Source organism: Synechococcus sp. NOUM97013 (genome assembly GCF_014279815.1).
Lineage (GTDB): Bacteria > Cyanobacteriota > Cyanobacteriia > PCC-6307 > Cyanobiaceae > Synechococcus_C.
In genome coordinates this window covers 34,935-54,251 of record NZ_CP047941.1, presented here as the reverse complement: position 1 = coordinate 54,251, position 19,317 = coordinate 34,935, and the positions used below count along the sequence as shown (strand labels likewise).

The 19,317-nt window shown below is 61.6% G+C and carries 24 protein-coding genes and 1 tRNA gene; 13 read left to right on the top strand and 12 right to left on the bottom strand.

What is annotated here, in order from left to right:
* Positions 1-12: 12 nt before the first annotated feature.
* Positions 13-603 (top strand): hypothetical protein, encoded by a 591-nt coding sequence (locus SynNOUM97013_RS00285; RefSeq protein ID WP_186480298.1) that lies wholly within the window; start codon positions 13-15, stop codon positions 601-603.
* Here SynNOUM97013_RS00285 and SynNOUM97013_RS00280 read toward each other — a convergent pair.
* Entirely contained in the window at positions 571-1,092 is a 522-nt protein-coding gene (locus SynNOUM97013_RS00280) for a hypothetical protein (protein ID WP_186480297.1), read from the bottom strand. The genes SynNOUM97013_RS00285 and SynNOUM97013_RS00280 overlap by 33 nt on opposite strands.
* A gap of 92 nt (positions 1,093-1,184) precedes the next feature.
* On the opposite strand from SynNOUM97013_RS00280, the gene SynNOUM97013_RS00275 reads away from it, so the two are divergent.
* The 4 genes from SynNOUM97013_RS00275 (at position 1,185) to SynNOUM97013_RS00260 (ending at position 4,673) form a co-directional block, all read left to right on the top strand.
* Positions 1,185-1,994: a thiazole synthase gene (locus tag SynNOUM97013_RS00275; RefSeq protein WP_186480296.1), complete on the top strand. Its 810-nt coding sequence runs from the start codon at positions 1,185-1,187 to the stop codon at positions 1,992-1,994.
* Positions 1,995-2,081: 87 nt separating this feature from the next.
* A complete protein-coding gene (psb34, locus tag SynNOUM97013_RS00270) occupies positions 2,082-2,249 on the top strand; it encodes a photosystem II assembly protein Psb34 (RefSeq protein WP_186480295.1) in 168 nt (55 codons plus the stop codon).
* 58 nt (positions 2,250-2,307) lie between these two features.
* Entirely contained in the window at positions 2,308-3,504 is a 1,197-nt protein-coding gene (locus SynNOUM97013_RS00265; protein ID WP_186480294.1) for an NAD-dependent epimerase/dehydratase family protein, read from the top strand.
* 20 nt (positions 3,505-3,524) lie between these two features.
* On the top strand, positions 3,525-4,673 hold the full coding sequence (locus SynNOUM97013_RS00260) for a glycosyltransferase family 1 protein (protein WP_186480293.1): 1,149 nt from the start codon (positions 3,525-3,527) through the stop codon (positions 4,671-4,673).
* Here the strand turns inward: SynNOUM97013_RS00260 and mrdA are convergent, their stop codons facing one another.
* The 5 genes from mrdA to cbiD form a co-directional block, all read right to left on the bottom strand.
* Entirely contained in the window at positions 4,674-6,479 is a 1,806-nt protein-coding gene (gene mrdA, locus SynNOUM97013_RS00255; RefSeq protein WP_186480292.1) for a penicillin-binding protein 2, read from the bottom strand.
* Between the two features lie 5 nt (positions 6,480-6,484).
* The gene (locus tag SynNOUM97013_RS00250; RefSeq protein WP_186480291.1) at positions 6,485-6,898 is read right to left on the bottom strand and encodes a hypothetical protein; all 414 of its coding nucleotides are present in this window, start codon (positions 6,896-6,898) and stop codon (positions 6,485-6,487) included.
* A 19-nt stretch (positions 6,899-6,917) separates the two neighbouring features.
* Positions 6,918-7,529, bottom strand: coding sequence for a hypothetical protein (locus SynNOUM97013_RS00245; protein ID WP_186480290.1), 612 nt, complete (start codon positions 7,527-7,529; stop codon positions 6,918-6,920).
* 63 nt (positions 7,530-7,592) lie between these two features.
* The gene (gene guaA / locus SynNOUM97013_RS00240; RefSeq protein ID WP_186480289.1) at positions 7,593-9,179 is read right to left on the bottom strand and encodes a glutamine-hydrolyzing GMP synthase; all 1,587 of its coding nucleotides are present in this window, start codon (positions 9,177-9,179) and stop codon (positions 7,593-7,595) included.
* A gap of 51 nt (positions 9,180-9,230) precedes the next feature.
* Positions 9,231-10,406, bottom strand: a complete 1,176-nt coding sequence (gene cbiD, locus SynNOUM97013_RS00235; RefSeq protein WP_186481321.1) for a cobalt-precorrin-5B (C(1))-methyltransferase CbiD — start codon at positions 10,404-10,406, stop codon at positions 9,231-9,233.
* A gap of 53 nt (positions 10,407-10,459) precedes the next feature.
* Between cbiD and SynNOUM97013_RS00230 the strand changes: the two genes are divergently transcribed.
* Positions 10,460-11,611, top strand: a complete 1,152-nt coding sequence (locus SynNOUM97013_RS00230; RefSeq protein WP_186481320.1) for an alanine--glyoxylate aminotransferase family protein — start codon at positions 10,460-10,462, stop codon at positions 11,609-11,611.
* 53 nt (positions 11,612-11,664) lie between these two features.
* A tRNA-Gly gene (locus tag SynNOUM97013_RS00225) sits at positions 11,665-11,736 on the top strand.
* A 405-nt stretch (positions 11,737-12,141) separates the two neighbouring features.
* Here SynNOUM97013_RS00225 and SynNOUM97013_RS00215 read toward each other — a convergent pair.
* The gene (locus SynNOUM97013_RS00215; RefSeq protein ID WP_186481673.1) at positions 12,142-12,384 is read right to left on the bottom strand and encodes a hypothetical protein; all 243 of its coding nucleotides are present in this window, start codon (positions 12,382-12,384) and stop codon (positions 12,142-12,144) included.
* A gap of 38 nt (positions 12,385-12,422) precedes the next feature.
* Complete coding sequence (locus SynNOUM97013_RS00210) at positions 12,423-12,752, bottom strand: chemotaxis protein (RefSeq protein ID WP_186480288.1); 330 nt, start codon at positions 12,750-12,752, stop codon at positions 12,423-12,425.
* 119 nt (positions 12,753-12,871) lie between these two features.
* Between SynNOUM97013_RS00210 and SynNOUM97013_RS00205 the strand changes: the two genes are divergently transcribed.
* The 3 genes from SynNOUM97013_RS00205 (at position 12,872) to SynNOUM97013_RS00195 (ending at position 14,294) form a co-directional block, all read left to right on the top strand.
* On the top strand, positions 12,872-13,387 hold the full coding sequence (locus SynNOUM97013_RS00205) for an AbrB family transcriptional regulator (RefSeq protein ID WP_186480287.1): 516 nt from the start codon (positions 12,872-12,874) through the stop codon (positions 13,385-13,387).
* A gap of 68 nt (positions 13,388-13,455) precedes the next feature.
* Entirely contained in the window at positions 13,456-13,869 is a 414-nt protein-coding gene (locus tag SynNOUM97013_RS00200; protein ID WP_186480286.1) for a DUF6554 family protein, read from the top strand.
* Between the two features lie 47 nt (positions 13,870-13,916).
* Positions 13,917-14,294 (top strand): hypothetical protein, encoded by a 378-nt coding sequence (locus SynNOUM97013_RS00195; protein WP_186481318.1) that lies wholly within the window; start codon positions 13,917-13,919, stop codon positions 14,292-14,294.
* Here SynNOUM97013_RS00195 and SynNOUM97013_RS00190 read toward each other — a convergent pair.
* Complete coding sequence (locus SynNOUM97013_RS00190; RefSeq protein ID WP_186481317.1) at positions 14,249-15,757, bottom strand: DEAD/DEAH box helicase; 1,509 nt, start codon at positions 15,755-15,757, stop codon at positions 14,249-14,251. The two genes, SynNOUM97013_RS00195 and SynNOUM97013_RS00190, sit on opposite strands and share 46 nt — an antisense overlap.
* Before the next feature lie 259 nt (positions 15,758-16,016).
* On the opposite strand from SynNOUM97013_RS00190, the gene SynNOUM97013_RS00185 reads away from it, so the two are divergent.
* Positions 16,017-16,448 (top strand): HNH endonuclease, encoded by a 432-nt coding sequence (locus SynNOUM97013_RS00185; RefSeq protein ID WP_186480285.1) that lies wholly within the window; start codon positions 16,017-16,019, stop codon positions 16,446-16,448.
* A 12-nt stretch (positions 16,449-16,460) separates the two neighbouring features.
* On the opposite strand, the gene SynNOUM97013_RS00180 is transcribed toward SynNOUM97013_RS00185, so the two are convergent.
* Positions 16,461-16,697 carry a serine protease inhibitor gene (locus SynNOUM97013_RS00180; RefSeq protein WP_255442842.1) on the bottom strand — a complete coding sequence of 79 codons (237 nt, stop codon included), beginning with the start codon at positions 16,695-16,697 and terminating at the stop codon, positions 16,461-16,463.
* 30 nt (positions 16,698-16,727) lie between these two features.
* Between SynNOUM97013_RS00180 and SynNOUM97013_RS00175 the strand changes: the two genes are divergently transcribed.
* Positions 16,728-17,654, top strand: coding sequence for an SDR family oxidoreductase (locus SynNOUM97013_RS00175; protein WP_186480284.1), 927 nt, complete (start codon positions 16,728-16,730; stop codon positions 17,652-17,654).
* On the opposite strand, the gene SynNOUM97013_RS00170 is transcribed toward SynNOUM97013_RS00175, so the two are convergent.
* The gene (locus tag SynNOUM97013_RS00170) at positions 17,620-17,811 is read right to left on the bottom strand and encodes a 4-hydroxythreonine-4-phosphate dehydrogenase (protein ID WP_186480283.1); all 192 of its coding nucleotides are present in this window, start codon (positions 17,809-17,811) and stop codon (positions 17,620-17,622) included. The genes SynNOUM97013_RS00175 and SynNOUM97013_RS00170 overlap by 35 nt on opposite strands.
* On the opposite strand from SynNOUM97013_RS00170, the gene pdxA reads away from it, so the two are divergent.
* Positions 17,810-18,841 (top strand): 4-hydroxythreonine-4-phosphate dehydrogenase PdxA, encoded by a 1,032-nt coding sequence (gene pdxA, locus SynNOUM97013_RS00165; protein WP_186480282.1) that lies wholly within the window; start codon positions 17,810-17,812, stop codon positions 18,839-18,841. The two genes, SynNOUM97013_RS00170 and pdxA, sit on opposite strands and share 2 nt — an antisense overlap.
* Here the strand turns inward: pdxA and accB are convergent.
* Positions 18,828-19,316 (bottom strand): acetyl-CoA carboxylase biotin carboxyl carrier protein, encoded by a 489-nt coding sequence (accB, locus tag SynNOUM97013_RS00160; RefSeq protein WP_186480281.1) that lies wholly within the window; start codon positions 19,314-19,316, stop codon positions 18,828-18,830. The two genes, pdxA and accB, sit on opposite strands and share 14 nt — an antisense overlap.
* Between the last annotated feature and the right edge of the window lies 1 nt (position 19,317).

Here is a 19,317-nt window from a genome sequence, read left to right as displayed (position 1 = left end):
CCCTCATCCTTCATGGACTCCTTCCTGCCGCAGACCTATCTGCTCGGGCTGATCGGCCTGCTGGCAATCGTGGCTGTCGTCGCCGGGCGACAGCTTCTGCGGGTACGCCGCGACGAACTGAATTTGATCCGCCTCGAGCAGGCGGATGCAGGCTCCTCAAAAGATGCAGGTCAGCTCTACGAGCTGGCTTCAGTTCAATTGCGCAAGCGTCTCTATCCCCAGGCCACCGCGACGTTGCGACAAGCCGCAAAACGGCTGAACAACGAGCCTGACGAAGCGAAGGCGCTCGTGCAGAACGCCCTGGGTTTCTCTCTCGCCGCGCAGAAAGACTTCTCCAGTGCAGTCCGCCACTACAAATCTGCGCTGCAAGCCAAGGCGGACTATCCCGTTGCGCTCAATAATCTGGCTTTCGCCCAGGAACGCCTGCTTAACAGGGACGACGCCTGCGATCTCTACCGCAAGGTGTTGGCCCTGGAACCTGCTAATAAAACGGCCCGCACCCGGCTGAAACGCCTGGAGCGGACCTTGCAACGTCAAACCAGCAAGGCATCGACGTCATCCGGTGGTGGATCACCAGAGAGCTCGGATCGCCGGGGCTTCTGAGTCGGAACAACTGGGCTCAAGGCTGAGGCTGCCGCCCAGGTTGGTGAGACGGGGAGCCTGCCAGCTCGACAGGGAGAGGCCCTGCAGGCCAAGAAAATCTCCGCCCGCCTCCAATTCATTGGGGAGTGTGCTGGCCAGGGGCAGCAGATCCAGTTGATCTGATGTGGCATTCAAATTGCCCTGCACCGGCGTGGAGACGCTGCCGATCTGCATCTCTCCCCGCAGATCCAGCATCTGTCCCATTGGCACCACGCTGGCCAGCGTCAACACCACATCCACCGTGTCGCCGCTGGTGAACGAGGTGTAACTGCCGCACCACTGGCGGGGCATCGACACCGCCAGGCTGGCCGCCCGCGCCACAGGATCAAAGCGAAGAACCGATCCCTCAAGTTCGAGCGGTTTCTGTAGAACAGACGCATCCAGAGGGAGAGACGGTTCGAACGTCGCCGGAATCTCGATCGGCGCGTTCATGTCCACGGAAATGGGCATGACGAGAACGGATGATGGGCGCACGGTAGGGCCCTCCAGCGTGGCCCGTCCGACTTCCGATCCGGTTCACCACCAGTCCGCATCTCCGCATGATGGCTTCAACACCGTCCAGCACCGACCCGCTTCTGATCGGTGGACGCCCGTTCAGCAGTCGGCTGTTCACCGGCACCGGCAAATACCCCAACCTGCAAGCCATGCAGCAGAGCCTGGAGCGCTCAGGCTGCGAGATGGTCACGGTGGCTGTGCGGCGGGTCCAGGCGGTGGCGGCGGGACATGCAGGCCTGATGGAAGCCATTGACTGGTCTCGCATCTGGATGCTTCCCAACACCGCTGGCTGCGCCACAGCGGAAGAGGCCATCCGGGTGGCCCGCCTGGGACGTGAGCTTGCCAAGCTGGCGGGTCAGGAAGACAACACCTTCGTGAAGCTGGAGGTGATCCCCGACAGCCGCCACCTGCTGCCCGATCCGATCGGCACCCTGGAAGCCGCCGAAACCCTGGTGAAGGAAGGATTCACCGTGCTCCCCTACATCAATGCAGACCCGCTGCTGGCAAAACGACTGGAGGATGTCGGCTGCGCCACGGTGATGCCGCTGGGCTCACCGATCGGCTCCGGCCAGGGCCTCTGCAATGCCTCGAACATCGCCCTGATCATCGAAAACGCCACCGTGCCTGTGGTGGTGGATGCCGGCATCGGCGTCCCCAGCGAAGCTGCAGCGGCCTTAGAGATGGGAGCCGATGCCGTGCTGGTGAACAGCGCCATCGCCCTGGCGGGCGATCCCGCGGCGATGGCGGAAGCCATGGGGCAAGCCGTTCAAGCGGGCCGTCTGGCGTTCCAATCCGGCCGGTTACCGCGCCGCGATCAGGCCAGCCCCAGCTCTCCCACCAGCGGGCTAGTGAAGTAACGAGTGGTGAAGTGACATGAAGCCAGCGACACAAAGCCTGTCAGTAAGCAATTGGACTCATAAGGTCTCGGCAGTCGACAAGGACTCATGCAGGTCACAACCGAAGACGGCGGACGCTTGAACGCCTTCGCGAAGGAACCCCGCATGGAAGTGGTCTCTGAGGAAACCAGCCGCAGCAACGGCTCCAGACTGATGATCATCGGTGGGTCAGTGCTGGTGGTGGCTCTGATGGCCGTCACCGTGGCGATCAGCTGAAAACCCTGTAGTAGCTTGCACCTCATTGGCGGCTTGAACGCTTCAGCAGGAGTTTGGGGTGAAAGTTCTCGTTCTCGGTGGTGACGGCTTCTGTGGCTGGCCCTGCGCCGTGAATCTGGCGGACCAGGGTCACGAGGTCGTGATCATCGACAACCTCAGCCGTCGCAAGATCGACATCGACCTGGAAGTCGAGTCGCTCACACCGATTGCGAGCATCGGCGAGCGGCTGCAGGCCTGGGAGGAGATCGGCGGTAAGCCAATGCGCTTCGTGCACATGGACATCGCCCACGAGTACCAACGCCTGCTCGACCTGCTTATCGAGGAAAAGCCCGACTCCGTGGTGCACTTCGCGGAACAGCGGGCTGCCCCCTACTCCATGAAGAGCAGCGCCACCAAGCGCTACACCGTCGACAACAACGTCAACGGCACCCACAACCTGCTGGCCGCGATTGTGGAATCCGGCAAGGACATCCATGTGGTCCACCTCGGCACCATGGGTGTGTACGGCTACGGCTCCCACCGTGGCGCCACCATCCCTGAGGGCTATCTCAAGGTGGAAGTGCCCCAGCCCGATGGCAGCCGCTTTGAGGAGGAAATTCTCCACCCCGCCAGCCCCGGCAGCGTCTATCACATGACCAAGACGCTCGATCAGCTTCTCTTCCTCTACTACAACAAGAACGACAAAGTCCGAATCACCGACCTACACCAAGGCATTGTCTGGGGCACCAATACCGATGCCACCGGTCGGGATCCCCGTCTCACCAACCGCTTCGATTACGACGGTGACTACGGCACCGTGCTCAACCGCTTCCTGATGCAGGCCGCGATCGGGTATCCCCTCACCGTTCACGGCACAGGTGGTCAGACCCGCGCCTTCATCCACATCCGTGATTCCGTTCGCTGCGTGCAGCTCGCCCTGGAAAACCCACCCGAACAGGGTGAGCGGGTGAAGATCTTCAACCAGATGACCGAAAGCCATCAGGTGGGTGAACTGGCCAAGAAGGTAGCGGCCCTCACGGGTGCTCAGGTGAACAACCTGCCCAACCCACGCAACGAAGCCGTCGAAAACGATCTGATCGTTGACAACCGCTGCTTCCTCGAGCTCGGCCTCAACCCCACCACCCTGGATGACGGCCTACTCAAGGAAGTTGTGGAAATCGCCACCCGCTATGCCGACCGTTGCGATCGCGATCGCATCCTCTGCACCTCCGCCTGGACCAAAACCCAGGCTCAGGCCATCGGCACCGCCTCCTGATTCCTGATCGGGGTTTCTCCTTGAAAATCGCCTTCTTCACAGAAACCTTCCTGCCGAAGGTCGACGGCATCGTCACCCGACTCACCAAAACGGTGAAGCATCTGGTGGATGCCGGCGATGAGGTGATCGTGTTCTGCCCTGAGGGCTGTCCAGATCAGTACATGGGAGCACGGCTGATTGGGGTGCCCGCCATGCCGTTGCCGCTCTACCCCGAGCTCAAGCTGGCCCTGCCCAGGCCGGCCGTTTCTGAAGCGATTGATGCGTTCCAGCCCGACCTGATCCATGTGGTGAACCCAGCCGTGCTCGGACTGGGGGGGATTTGGCTGGCCAAGACCAAATCCATCCCGCTGGTCGCCAGTTATCACACCCATCTGCCCAAGTATCTGGAGCACTACGGCATGGGCATGCTCGAGCCCTTGCTCTGGGAACTGCTCAAGGCAGCGCACAATCAGGCCCTGCTCAACCTCTGCACCTCCACCGCGATGGTGCAGGAGCTGAGTGAAAAAGGAATCCAGAACACTGATCTGTGGCAGCGCGGGGTCGACACCGATCTATTCCGGCCCCAGTTGCGCAGCGAGACCATGCGTCAGCGACTGCTAGGCAATCACGACGACCGCGGCGCCCTGCTGCTTTACGTGGGTCGTCTCTCAGCCGAAAAACAGATTGAACGGATCCGGCCCGTGCTGGAAGCCCTTCCGGACGCCCGTTTGGCGCTGGTGGGCGATGGCCCGCACCGCCAACAGCTGGAGAAACATTTCGCCGGCACAGCCACCACGTTTGTCGGTTATCTGGCCGGTGAAGAGCTGGCGAGCGCCTATGCCAGTGGTGATGCGTTCCTGTTCCCATCCAGCACTGAAACCCTGGGCCTCGTTCTGCTGGAAGCCATGGCGGCTGGATGTCCTGTGGTCGGCGCCAACCGCGGCGGCATCCCCGACATCATCACGGACGGCTCCAATGGCTGTCTGTATGAGCCCGACGGTGCCGATGGCGGTGCCGCAAGCCTGATCGAAGCCACACGCCGCCTGCTGGGCAATGACCTGGAACGGCAGGCCCTTCGCAAAGCGGCCCGCGATGAAGCCGAGCGCTGGGGCTGGGCCGGCGCCACCGAACAACTGCGCGGCTACTACCGCGATGTTCTGGAGCAGCAGGATCTGAACGTGGCTGCCTGATCAGGACTTGGTGCGAGTGCGGTTCCACACCTCCATCACTTTCTTAGCCATCGGCAACGCATGCACGGAACCACCGCCAGGTGTGTTCTGCGCGAAGGCCACAATCACGATCTGCCCTTCCGGATAGGGGGCATAAGTGGCGAACCAGGCATGGTCCGGGCCGCCCGTGCTGTCTTCGGCTGTGCCGGTCTTGCCACCAGCCGGTGGAATGCCGGGGCCATTGAGGCCGAACCCGGTGCCATCAGACACCACCTTGCGCAGGCCCTCACGAATGGTGTTCAACGTGGCCGGCTGGATCGGCACCTTGGTGCGACGGGGTGGCTCCGTCCAATCCAATCCCTGCTCCGCCAGGTGAGGGGTGACGAGCCATCCACCGTTGGCAAACACCGAGTAAGCCCGGGCCAGCTGCAGTGGGGTGATCTGCACCACCGACTGACCGATCGATGCACTGGCCATGTCTTCTGGAATCCAGGGCGTTGAACCGGGCTCAGCCCAGCCGCGGCCAGCGGCGGCCCAGGCCTCATCACCAACTAGGCCGATGTTTTCCTCCCAACCGATCTCGATGCCGGTTTTTTGCTGAAAACCCAGGGCATCCGCAGCCTTCTTCAGGGCCAGAGACCCCGCTCCCACACCCACCTGATAAAAGAAAGTGTTGCTGGAAAAGCGCAAGGCATCGGCATAACCGATCCGGCCGAAACCAGCGCCGTTGTGGTCGGGAAAACAATGGCCGCCGTAGGTGATGCAGGCGGTGGTGTTGAGCTTCGTCTCCGGGGGGAATTTGCCCGATTCCATCCCGGCCATGGCCGTGACCGCCTTCCAGGTGCTGCCGGGGTCATAGGCATTCATGGCCCGGCTGAGCAATGGCTTCTTGGGATTGGAGAACAGCGCGTCGTACTCCTTCTGAGTGGTGACGAGCTTGGAGAAAAAGTTCGGATCGAAGGTGGGTTTGCTGGCCAGAGCCAGGATCGCGCCCGTGTTGGGATCCATGGCGACGATGGCGCCGCCAGGTTTGTCAGCCAGCGCCTGCTCAGCGGCCTTCTGAAGGTCGAGATCCAGGGTGAGGGTGAGGTCCTTGCCTGCCACTGACGGGCGATCGCCAAGATGGCGCTGCACCTCACCCATGGCATTCACCTCCAGCATCTGGCCGCCCCAGGCACCGCGGAGATGACTTTCATAGGCCGCTTCCACACCGATCCGACCGATGCGATCACGAATCTTGTAGCCCTTTTCAGCGAGCGTTTCGTACTCGCTCTCGGTGATCGGCTGGGTGTAGCCGAGGGTGTGGGCCGCCAGCGTTCCATGGGGATAGAACCGCAGGATGTCCACATCCACCTGCGCGCCCTTGAGCCCCAGAGACTGCTCCCGGAACCGGAGCACCTGCTCCGGCTTCAGATCGGTCGCCAGATTGATGCGATAGCCATCACGGGCTTCACCGCTGCCGCGTCGCTGATCGAGCACGGTCGCATCAAGGTCGAGGAGACGCGCCAAACGATCCCGCAGGTCCGGCCAGGACGCATCGTCCACCAAGCGCGGCTCCACATACAGGGAGTAGGTCAACTTGCTGGAGGCCAGCACGCGTCCCTTGCGATCGAGCAGACGACCACGCGTGGGGGAACGGGGCACCAGGCGGATGCGGTTCTCATCCGCCAGCTCGCGGTAACGCTTGCCCTCCAGCACCTGCAGCCACACCAAACGAGACACCATCGCTGCGCTCACCAGCAGGACAAAGGCAAGTAGCACCAGCGGCTGCTGGCGCAGACCGCTCTGACGCTGACCATCCCGTCGCGACAGGCCCGAGCGCGCCATTCCGCTCAGCTCTCCGACGCCATCAAGGCATCCAAGCGCTTCAAGCGATCTTCAATCCGGCCCAGCACCTCCTGAAGCTGCGCAGGGGACAAATCCGAATCACCGGAACGATCCGATGGAATCTCGCTGGCTGCATCGATGACCTCAGCCGCTACATCAGGCTCATTCACCTCCACCTGCACCGTCATCACAGGATTGCCGAGGCCGGGGCTGATCTGATCCAGCCGCTCACGCACCTCCCGGGCCGCTGGTTCACCCTGCTGACGCAGATCTCCGAGCGGGTCCTCGCCTTTCGCCACGGATTCAACCGCCTTCGCTGCACCGTCGGTGCGGACGCGATCCACAAAGGCCAGACCCACCGGCAGCACGTCTTGCATCAAGGTCAGGCGCAAGGAGTCGAAAGGTTGGCTGTCGGCCATCAAGCAAGGCCCTCAACGATCAACGAACTCCAGTCTGCTGCGCTGGAGGCACAAGTGCCGGACAACTGGCACGGGACGACCCGAGCGACCAGCCGATCACACCGGAGATCACCACCAAAGCGACCATCGGTGCCAGCGCCTGATGGGTGGTGTCGAGGGCAATCCATTCCGACCAGCCCCGTAGGAAGCGATCACGGGCAAAACGACGCTTCTCACGTGTCTGCAGCCGAGCACGCCGCTTATACGACTTCTCAACCCAGCGCTCAAAAGACCGCTTCTTGGTGATCGCCATCTTGCGCTCCACCTCCAGCAGCTGTCCGGAGGTGAGTTCAGGATGAAAGGTGCCGATCAGCTCCAGGCTCTTGAGGAACATTTCAACGGCGCCGTCCTTGATCTCCTGATCGGTGACGTCGAGCAACGCCCAATCCAGTTCGGGATAGAAGCGGCTGCGGTTCTGCTGGATCTGATCCTCGTTCAGCTGACCGGGCTCGCGCAGCCAGCGGTCGGTGTTGCTGTCAAAGCGACGCCAGTAGAGAAAAGGATTGATGTAGACGGTCTTGCCGGCCAGCTGGATGCTGTCCTGCTGCAGACGTCGCTGAAGTTGCTGATCCTGCTGTTGGGCAGCGGTCACACGCTTGAGGCCGGGGGCTCAGGGTATCGGCGCTGAGCGCGACCCACCAGCCCCCACGGAGACCTATTCCCACTCGATCGTGCCAGGGGGCTTGCTGGTGATGTCAAGGACGACGCGGTTGACTCCCTTCACTTCGTTGACGATGCGATTGGAGATCGTCTCCATCAGGTCGTAAGGCAAGCGCGACCAGTCAGCGGTCATGCCGTCCTCACTGGAAACGCAGCGCAACACGATCGGCCAGGCGTAGGTGCGCTTGTCACCCATCACACCCACAGAACGGACGGGCAGCAGCACGGCAAACGCCTGCCAGATGTCGTGATACAGCCCGGCCTGCTTCACCTCCTCACGCACAATCAGATCCGCATCCCGCAGGCAATCGAGCTTCTCATCCGTGACCTCTCCGAGGATGCGGATGGCCAGACCAGGGCCGGGAAAGGGATGACGCCGCACGATCTCTTCCGGCAGGCCCAGGGAGCGTCCCACCTTGCGCACTTCGTCCTTGAACAGCTTGCGCAGAGGCTCCACCAGCTTGAACTGAAGATCCTTGGGCAGGCCGCCGACGTTGTGGTGGCTCTTGATCTTCACGGCCACCCGTTCACCCGTCTTGGGATCCACGTTGGTGCCGGCACTCTCGATCACATCGGGATACAGCGTGCCCTGGGCCAGGTAATCGAAGGGTCCGAGACGCTTGCTCTCCTCTTCGAACACCCGGATGAATTCCGTGCCGATGATCTTGCGCTTCTGCTCGGGATCCGTGATGTCCTTCAGCTTCTCGAGGAAGCGCTCACGCGCGTGGATGTACTCCACGTGAATGTTGAACTTGCGATCGAAGAACTCCATAAGGAACTCCGGTTCCCCTTTACGCATGAAGCCCTGGTCGATGAACATGCAGGTGAGCTGATCCCCGATGGCCTTCTTGAGCAGAAAGGCCAGGGTTGAGGAATCCACACCACCGGACAGCGCCAGCAGGACGCGCTTGTCACCCACCTGATTGCGCACCTGCTGGACCGCTTCCTCGATGAAAGCGTCAGTGGTCCAGTCAGGGTCACATCCACAAATGTGGTAAACGAAATTGCGGATCATGGCCATGCCGCAGGTGGAGTGGACCACCTCGGGATGGAACTGCACCCCGTAAAGACGCCGGTCGTGATTGGCGACCGCTGCTTCCGGCGTGTTGGCCGTGTGTGCAAGGCGCACAAATCCCTCCGGGAGCGCCTCCACGGAATCGCCGTGACTCATCCACATCGTGGATCCGTTGTCCACGTTGGTGAGCAGATCGGTGGGGTCGTCCACCTCCAGCGGTGCCTTGCCGTACTCGGCCTTACCGGTGGCCGCCACCACACGCCCGCCCAGCTGCTGCACCATCAATTGCATGCCGTAGCAGACCCCGAGAACGGGAATGCCCAGCGACCAGATCTCGGGATCGCAGAGGGGCGCACCCTCGGCATAGACCGAGCTAGGGCCACCACTGAGGATGATTCCTTTCGGGGCCAGCTTGCGCAGCTCTTCCGCCGATGTGCTGTAGCCCAGCACCACGGAAAACACCTCGGTCTCGCGCACCCGACGCGCAATCAGTTCGGAGTACTGGGAGCCGAAATCAAGGATGACGATGGCCGGCTGACGCTGACCTTCACTCGAAACCTGAGACATCTCGCACGTGATCCGTGGAACGGGAGATCGCTGAACACGATCGCCAATCCTTCAGCGTAGAGAAGGGCCTTCTCCCTCATCCCCTGGCAAGGGCTCCAGATGCAGGCCCGCATGGCCCAGCATCCGCAGGCCTTCAGGACCTGCCCAGCGCAGCTGACGGTCACGACTGAACAGGGCAGCGCCAATCGCCATGGCCGGACAGCCATAGCGCTGCAGGTAGGCCTGGCTGCGCTGCTCGACCGCCCCAGCAATCGACATCCATAAAGCTCTGGCTTGGTCTTCGTCCTGCGACGCGAGCCATTCCCAGGCCTGTTCGAGCGAGACCGCTTGCAGCAAGGGACGGATGCGTTCCGTGCTCAGGCCCTGCTGCACCGCCAAAGCAGCCAACACCTCGAAACGGGCATCCGCCAAGTGGTGATGGGTGTGAAAAATCCCACCAGCCAATTTGATCAGTTTTCCGTGGTAGCCGAGCAGAAGCAGCTCGCGCACACCGGCTTCGGCCGCCGCCACCAGCACCGGACCGATCCAGTTCCCCGCCTTGAGCACCGGTTGCCGCTGGGACAAGCCGAGCCGCTGGGCCAGATCCAATCCGTTCTCACCAATCACCAGGGTGAGCTGTCCGGCAAAGCCAGCCTGGGAGGCCAGATCACGCAACTGGGTCAGGAGCGTCTGCAGTTGATCCGGCGATGCACTGGTCTGCACCTCAGCCTGCGTCCCGATCAGCGCCAGACCATCCACCACCCCGAATGCGGCGTTGCTGGTGCGCAGGGCCAACTCCTGACCACGGGGCAGCACCACCTCCAGCTCCAGAGCCGACTCAGCCGTAAGCAAATCCCTGAGGTTGAGGTCCAGCAACTCCCGACCAAACCCGGACATGCAGAGCGCACCGTCCTGTTGATGCCGTCCAACACCGGCACCGGCCGTGACTTGAAATCCAGGTCCAGGAGCGGATGTGCAAGTAGCCCGCACCCAGATCTCCAGACCACGGGTGAGATCCAGCCCTCGGCCTGGATCACACACCGTGATCGCCAGGGCCTGATCCCCACTCTCCAGACGAGCAGCAGCGCGCACAGGCACAGAACGAGACGCCTGTTCGCCTGGGATTTTCAGTTCGACGCTCGCAGGCGTGGCACCACCCTTCAGCACCAGCACGGCCGCACGCGCTGCTGCCGCGACCCAGACCGGCAGGGTCAACCCGGTGGCAGATGCAGCAGAGGGCTCGGTGATGAGGGGGTGAGCGGATCGTTTTTTAGGATGGACGATTGGCACTCCTTGAGCCCGTGCAGGACAAGCTCACCCTGATGATCCCCGGGCCCACCCCGGTGCCCGAAACGGTTCTCAAGGCCATGGGCCGGCACCCGATCGGTCACCGCAGCGGTGAATTCCAGGCCGTAGTGGAGCGCACCACCGCGCAACTGCGCTGGCTGCACCAGACCAGCAGCGACGTGCTGGTGATCACCGGCAGCGGCACAGCCGCCATGGAAGCCGGCATCATCAACACCGTCAGCCGCGGCGACAAGGTGCTCTGCGGTGACAACGGTAAGTTCGGCGAACGCTGGGTGAAAGTGGCCCGTGCCTACGGCCTTGACGTGGAAGTGGTGAAAGCCGAGTGGGGCCAACCCCTCGACCCCGAGGCCTTCCGGGCAGCCCTCGAAGCGGACACCGCCAAGGCGATCAAGGCGGTGATCCTCACCCACTCGGAAACCTCCACAGGCGTGATCAATGACCTCGAGGCGATCAGTGGTCACGTGAAAGCCCACGGCACCGCCCTCACCATCGCGGACTGCGTCACCAGCCTTGGTGCCACCAATGTCCCAATGGATGCCTGGGGACTGGATGTGGTGGCTTCCGGCTCACAGAAGGGCTACATGATGCCGCCGGGTCTGAGCTTTGTGGCCATGAGCGAGCGCGCCTGGCAGGCCTATGAACGCTCCGATCTGCCGAAGTTCTATCTGGATCTCGGCCCTTACCGCAAAACAGCGGCCAAGAACAGCAACCCCTTCACCCCGGCGGTGAATCTCTATTTCGCCCTGGATGCGGCTCTGGAGATGATGCAAGCCGAGGGCTTGGACGCGATCTTTGCCCGCCATGCCCGCCATCGCGACGCCTCACTGGCTGCGATGAAAGCGATCGGACTGCCGCTGTTTGCAGCAGAAGGTCACGGCAGCCCTGCCATCACCGCTGTCGCACCTGACGGCATCGATGCAGAACAGCTGCGCAAGGCCGTCAAAGAGCGCTACGACATTCTTCTAGCCGGTGGCCAAGATCACCTCAAAGGCAAAGTGTTTCGCATCGGTCATCTGGGATTTGTATGCGATCGCGATGTGCTGACCGCCGTTGCAGCGATTGAATCCGTGCTGCAATCCCTTGGACTGCATAAAGGAACAATGGGTGCAGGCTTGAGCGCAGCCTCACAGGCTTTGAGTCGCTGAGTAACGCAATTCAGCCCTGCAAAACAACAGGCATGAGCTAAAATCATGCCTGTGCGGGTGTAATTCAGTGGTAGAATGTCAGCTTCCCAAGCTGAACGTCGCCGGTTCGAGTCCGGTCACCCGCTTGAAAACAATCAAAATTTAATTCAACTTAACTTCGATTCCCCCAGTTAGAAGACGTGGGACGAGGCTTGATCAGTTGCATCACCTGTGGGCCCACGCTGCCAGCGCGACGCTCCTGATCAAGAGCTTTGAGAATGGTTTGAGCAGACCCCGCGATATTTCCTTCGTCCGCCTGCACGCGTGCCTGCTCGAACCATTGACGCGCGCGAGCCAATAATTGTTCCCGATCCAGATCCGATGACGGAAGCGATACAACTGACTTCACCGACGCCGTCACTTCGACACAACATTCATCGCTGGGATATTAACAAGCGATCTTGAAAATCAACAATGCCTCAACAAATGCAAGTGTTTCAATCATCCGATCGATCCCGATCCGATGAAGCTTGCTGAATCAACCGCCACCGTCAGGTGCCGGGCTCCTCAGCATTCCCGCCCAGTTCAGCGATCTGTTGACGAAGAAGCTCGGAACGGCTGCTGTCCCCGCGTGTGATGGCAACTGCGAGCGCAAACTCAAGCTTTTCCAGCTGGTGACCTCCTTCGTAAAACCCCTTGGGCCCGCTGGATGCCACCGAAGCGGATGAACGCGAACCACGATGGCCACGACCAGAGCCGCAGTTACCGGATGTGGAGACGGTTGTTGGTGCCATGGATGGCTTTCTTTTTATTTTGACACCTTTGACCCCTCTTATGCAGCCTCCTGCAGGTCTGCATCTCCGGACTCAAATGCGGAGCTTTCAGCAACGGCCGCCTCATCGCTGCTCTCAGGCTCTTTGTTGCCCTGAGGCTCCGAGCTGCTCAGCAACTCCTGGCAGTCGAGCAACAACTGATCCACATCATCCAGACGTTGCAGCTCATCAGCCGGCATGGACTCCGACTGACTGCGCTGGTGGCGCATCTCCAACTCGAGACTTTCCAGGCGTTGTTCCAGCTTCACTAGACGCTGAGACAACGCGTTGAGCGTCTGCGCAACATCCTCAGCGGTGCGCGTGATGCGGAAGGAAACGGACTGACTCATCCGGAAAGGGAAGGGTGCTGGCCCGATGACAACACATGCATGTCTCGGTCTCAAGGGAGACGTTGACAAACAACGACAGCTCTGCATTCAGACTGAAGGCACTGATGCAAGCGGGTGCAATGCCTCCTTTAATGACCCTGCTGATCTACGTGCTGGCCGGGGTCAGCATGGGACTGCTGGCGCTATGTACCGGCCTTCCCGCAGCTCCTCTGGCCGGCGCACTGCTGGGGGCCGCCCTGGTGAGCATGAGCGGTCGCGTTGAGATCGCCCAATGGCCAGCGGGCACCCGCACGGTCCTGGAAATCGGCATCGGCACTGTGATCGGCACCGGATTGACGCGAGCCTCTCTGGAGCAGCTGCAAAGCCTCTGGAAACCGGCCGTTCTGATCACACTCACGCTAGTGATGACGGGACTGGTGGTCGGGCTGTGGGCGAGTCGGCTCCTAGGGGTCGATCCCCTGATCACCCTGCTGGGAGCTGCACCAGGTGGCATCAGCGGCATGAGCCTGGTGGGAGCGAATTACGGCGTTGGCGCGGCCGTAGCTGCACTGCACGCTGTGCGCCTAATTACCGTTCTGCTAGTGCTTCCCCTGATGGTGAAACTGCTCACACCACTGGGAGTTGGCAACTCCTGAGTCCACCCAGCTCTGGACAGAAAAACCCGAGCCGATACGTTGGCGCAGACCGATCCTTCTGTCCATCAATGGCCAGCCTCCGCTCCCGCCTTGCCCTGCTCCTGCCCATGGCCGGGATGCTGCTGGCCGCTGCTCCTACTGAAGCCGCCACGGCCGGTCCGGCCCAGAAAGGGGCTCAGATGTATTGCTTCATGCGCAGCAACGGCAACAACCACGTAGTGAGCTGGGAAGCGTCCTACGCCTTAATCAAACGACAGAGCAGCGGGCTGTTCAAAACATCTCCGGAACATGCCGCCGTGATGATCACAGAAGCGGTAGTAGCCGATCCAGGCAACTATCCCGACTGCGGCAAATACCTTGGAGACCTGTTCGGAGGTAACAAGAACAGCAGCTCCAGCTCCAGCTCCAACAACGCATCCGTCGGTGCCAGCAGCTCAGGGACGTCGGACGGCTGGGATGCTACTGAGCGGTACAGCTACTGATCACCGTGTTGCAAGTGAGGCTTGGGCTTCGGCGCTCCGCCCGAGTGATGCCAGCCCTGCTGTTAGCAGGGCTGGTTGTTTTGATCCAGGCCTGCAGCCAAGGCGGCGATGCTGCGAAGCCAACCAGCGATCCTGAATTGGCTGCCTCCAGCTGCTTGGAAGGGCTCGACCTTGAGCGTCTGGATGAAGCGCTCAATCACTGCAATGCCGTGGTGAAGGGCCACCCCGGCAATCCAATCCCGCTGACCGACCGCTCTCTCATTCACACCTTGATGGGCCGTGATGATGAAGCCTGTGACGATGTGAAGCAGGCCTCAGCCTTGATCGCCAAAGACGGCCAACGCCATGACCCATTGCTAAGGCATGAGCTAACCATCCGTCAGCAATCCTGCAAACAGCGCGCGACCATGGCTGGCAATGGCTGACGGTCAACGCTGATCCGACGTGGTCCCAGCAGAAGTTCAATCCGATTGGCCTTGCTGGCCACCAAAGCGTCCACCAACTGGTCCGCCAGACCCAGCTGCAACCAGTGGCTGGTGAGACCACCATCCATGCCGATGCGGTGACATCGGTCTTCCGCCTGATCTACGTCACCAGGAGTCCAGGGGCGTTCGAGCAGCACCACGTGACGGGCCCGGTGGAGCGTGAATCCCAGGCCACCAGCCCCGTAGGTGGCCAGCAAAAGATCCGAATCGCCACCTTGAAAGCGATCCACCGCGTCCTGGCGTTGCTCCGGTTTCTGCCGCCCAGTCAGCAGTTCGCCACCGAGGTCCTCCTGCAGCAACTGAAGAGGGCCCACAAAGGAACTGAACAGAACAATGGCCTCTCCTGTGTCGCGTAACTCCTGCACCAGCCTGCGAGCCGCCGGCAGCTTGAACTCCGCCGCGATCATGCGCATGGAGGTGAGGACCGCCAGGGATTCGGCATCAGAGCGCACCTCACCGGCCAACACCCGCTGGCGATAGTCCTCCACCACCAGCCGCAAGCGGTGATCCAACCCTCGGTTCTGATCCGCCGCCAATGAGACCGGGTGCAATTGCCGCGTCTTCGCCGGAAGACCGAGCACCGACTGCTTCCGGCGGTGCAGCACCAGGGGGCGGGTGAGACGACGCAACTCTTCCAAGCGACTGGCACCATCGGCGCGCCAGCGTCGCTGACCACCGCGCTCACTCCAATGTCCCTGGCAGAAGATCTCTTCAAAGGCCTTCTGATCACGCGCAATCGGGTGATCCATCGCTGCCAGTAGCGGAAAGAACTGAATTGGACGACCGTTACGAATGGGCGTGCCCGTGAGCATCCACACCGCCCGCAGGCGGGGATGCCGCGCCAGCCGCAGGAACGCCTGGGTGCGCTGCGCCTGAAGGGATTGGGCGTAATGCGCTTCATCCACCAGCAGCAAGGTGCCGGCCTCCGGCAACTCAACGGGCAACTTGGCCCAGCTATGCAAGCTGAACTCCAGATCCAGCGCTGCTGCTTCGCGACGCCAATGCGGATGCAGACCGACAGGTGCAATCACCATCAGGCGCAGCGGCACGGCACGCATCAGCGCCCGAGCCGCCAGCAGGGCGGTGAGCGTTTTTCCAAGTCCCATCTCATCGGCCAACAAGGCCCCACGCCGGGCCAACAGCCAGCGCGCGCCCGAGCGCTGGTGAGGCAACGGCGTGCGTCCATCCAGCAGAGACCGATCCAGATCGGCGCCTGCCACCAAGACGCGATGGTGCGGAAGCGGCGGCAGCGGATGACGGTGCCAGTCAAGCCAGCGCAGCAGCTCCTCCTCCACACAAAAGCGCCCACCGAAGCGCTCCAGCAGCAAGTCGGCAGCAGCCAGGGGAAATTCCCAGCCACGGCTCGACCCCTTCCAAACTCCCCGCGGCCTGATCCGCCCCATCTGTGCATGGGTCACGGCGTCGAAGGGGTAGGTGACGCGGACGAGTCCTGCGGGAGTCAACCCCAGACTGCAGCTGGAAGCGAATGAAGCCGTACCAAAAAACCAGGGAATATGACTTTAGTTCTTTGGCTGATAAAAACAAGCCATTGGACGTTAAAAATCACATTCGAAACGGCCGAGAAAAGATTGAAAAATGCAGCGTTGGACACATTGACGATCGAGGCGAACCCGTCAGAATCTCAGTAACCGAGACATTCGGATGCATAACAGGGATGCGGTCTTCCTCGAAGAACTTTGCCCCAAATTGCGTGTCCGACGATGGCGTCAATCTCTCCACTCTTACACCGGCAAAAGTTGTATTTATTGCGGAAAACCTTCTGAATCCATCGATCACATTCTTCCTCGTGCTCGAGGAGGATTAAGCGTCACCGAGAATTGTGTTCCGGCTTGCTTGTCATGCAACGGTCACAAATCCGACGCTGAAGTGTTCGATTGGTATCGCCGTCAACGCTTTTACGATCCCCGACGCGCCATGGCCATTCGCGCCTGGATGGATGGTGATCTGCGCCTCGCTCTGCGCCTTCTCCAGTGGGCTCAACCGGAATCAACTCCATCAGGTACGCCGGCAAACCCGAACGAACCGTCACTCAACCAACAAGACGACTCCGACTGGATGCTGCAGGCGGCCTGAGCGAATTACCGCTCACCAGACCCTGCAGGCTTCGACGGAATGATGCTGCTGACAGATCGACGCCTGCTGCTCAGGCTGCTCAGGCGCCAGCAGAAATGCAGCACCCAGGAGCGCTGACGCCGCGAGGGCTTTGAACACCCTGTCAAGAGGAATGGTCTGCCGCTCGGCGGCCCTGATCACACGGCTGCCATCACAGGGAGGCAGCATGGAACGCTGTGAAGACACCAGGGAAAGACAGGAACCAGTCACGGCCAGAACATTGCTAATACGTTTGTACTCATGCCTGATCCGCTTGTCAACCGCTGCCATCCTCTGCCTGCGGGCTCAACGCTCTGCATCCTTGGAGCCGGCTTCAGCGGTCGCCGTCTTGCATCCCTCGCCGGAGCGATGGGGATCCGGGTGATCACGACCCGACGCAACCCTGATCCCGGCAGCAATGCTCTCGCGTTCGACAGCACCAACAACCTGGTGCCGCCAGCCTCTGCCCTTGCAGGGGTGACCCATCTGCTCAGCACCATCCCGCCCGGCCGCGAGAGCAGCGACCCGGTGCTTCGCACCCTTGGCCCGCTTCTGCAACAACAACCGTTGCGCTGGGTCGGCTACCTCTCCACCACCGGCGTCTATGGAGATACCGATGGCCAGTGGGTCCGCGAAACGGATCCGCCCAAGGCGACACAGGAGCGCAGCAGGCGACGCCAGGCCTGCGAACAGGAATGGCTGAACAGCGGTCTGCCGGTACAGATTCTGCGACTGCCGGGGATCTACGGCCCAGGACGATCACCACTCGCGGCCGTTAAAGCCGGCACACTCCAACCGATCGACAAGCCCGGACAGGTGTTCTGCCGGGTGCACATCGATGACATCGCCGCGGCCTGCCTACACCTGATGCACTGCTCAGCAGAGGGGCGCCATCCAAAGGTTGTGAACGTCTGTGATCACGAACCGGCACCCAGTGCTCTGCTCCAACGCCATGCCGCAGAGCTACAGGGATGCCCGCTGCCGGAGGCCAGGCCCTACAGCGAAGCGGAAGCCGAGATGAGCCCCATGGCGCGCTCCTTCTGGGCGGAGAACCGACGGGTCAGCAACGACCTGCTCTGCAAGGAGCTCGGCTACACCATGGTGCATCCCAATTTCCGCAGCGGACTGGCCCAATGCCTGGAGCAGGAACGGCTCATGGAGCAACAGGTTCCGGCCGCTGCGGGTTGAACAGTGGCAACTCATGCAACTGCATCGGCCGGTCCGGATCGATGAACGTCAGTCCGGAATCGTGCAGCAACTGACTCCACTGCACCTCCAGCCAGCCTTGCCGCAGCGCGGTCCCCAGGCCGTAGAGCAGCAATCCGATCAACAGCCAGCGCAGCATGACCACACCCTTCGACTGCCATGACGCTAATCAGCGCCTTGTGATTGCCCTCGGTGATCCAGCGGGCATCGGCATGGAAGTAACGCTCAAGGCCCTGGCGGATCCACAACGGCAAGCCAACATCAGCCCACTGCTGGTGGGATGCAGAGCCAGCCTGGAACGCACGGCTCAGCAGCTCAGAGAACGAACACGGGCACCCGTGGCTGACCCTGATGACTTGGAGGTGGACGATCAACCCATCCCCGGCGGCCCACTCGAGCCCGGCACTGCCGGGAGCATCAGCGGCGAAGCCAGTTTCCAGTGGCTGACCCGAGCGGTGCAGCTGGTGCAACAGGGCCAGGGACGTGCACTGGTGACGGCACCGATTGCCAAGCACGCCTGGCATGCCGCAGGGCATCGCTATCCCGGCCAGACCGAACGCCTCGCCGAGCTCGACGGTGGCCAACAGGCCTCCATGTTGTTCACGGCCCTGTCTCCGCAGACGGGATGGCGCCTCAACACGCTGCTGGCCACCACCCACATTCCCCTGCAACAGGTGCCTCTGCGCCTCTCCGCTGATCTGGTGGAAGCGAAATTGAATGCGCTGACAAGCTTCTGCCTTCGCTTCAATCCCAACCCCAGGCTGGTGGTGGCAGGCCTCAATCCCCACGCAGGCGAACAGGGTCAACTGGGAACTGAAGAGCTGGACTGGCTCATGCCCCTGCTGGAACGCTGGCGGCTGGCCCATCCCAACGTGACACTGCTAGGACCCGTGCCACCGGACACCTGCTGGCTGAGTGCCGCCCAGGCCTGGACCCAAACTTCTGCATCCAACAGCCCGGATGGACTGCTGGCGCTGTACCACGACCAGGGATTGATCCCCGTCAAACTGCTGGCGTTCGATCAGGCCGTGAATACCACCCTGGGTCTCTCATTCCTGCGAACGTCACCAGACCACGGCACCGGTTTCGACATCGCCGGTCAGGGAATCGCGCGGCCGGCCAGCATGCTGGCCGCGATTCAGGCAGCCTGGGAACTCAGCCGGGCTTGACGCGCATCAGGACCTGACCAAATTCAACAGGTGTGCCGTTATCCACGAGGATTTCCACGACTTCTCCGGACACCTCGGCTTCGAGCTCGTTCATCAGCTTCATCGCTTCGAGAATGCAGATGGTCTGACCGGCGGTGATGCGATTGCCGATCTCCACGAACGGACCTTCACCCGGAGCGGGTGCGCGATAGAAGGTGCCCACCATCGGTGCGGTGACATCCACCAGATCCGAGCGGGTGCCAGCGGCAGCAGGAGGTGCCGTTGATGCGGTCTCACCCTGCAGCTGCACATCCAGTGCAGGAGCTGGAGCGGGTGCAGCCTGGGCCACCGGCATCACCGGTGCCGCAACGGTGGTCACAGGTAGGTTGCGACGGACCTCGAGACGAAAGTCATCGCCTTCCAGACGGAACTCCTGGATGTCGCTTTCACCCAGAACATCCAGCAACTTGTGAAGCTGATCGTGATCGAGTTGCATG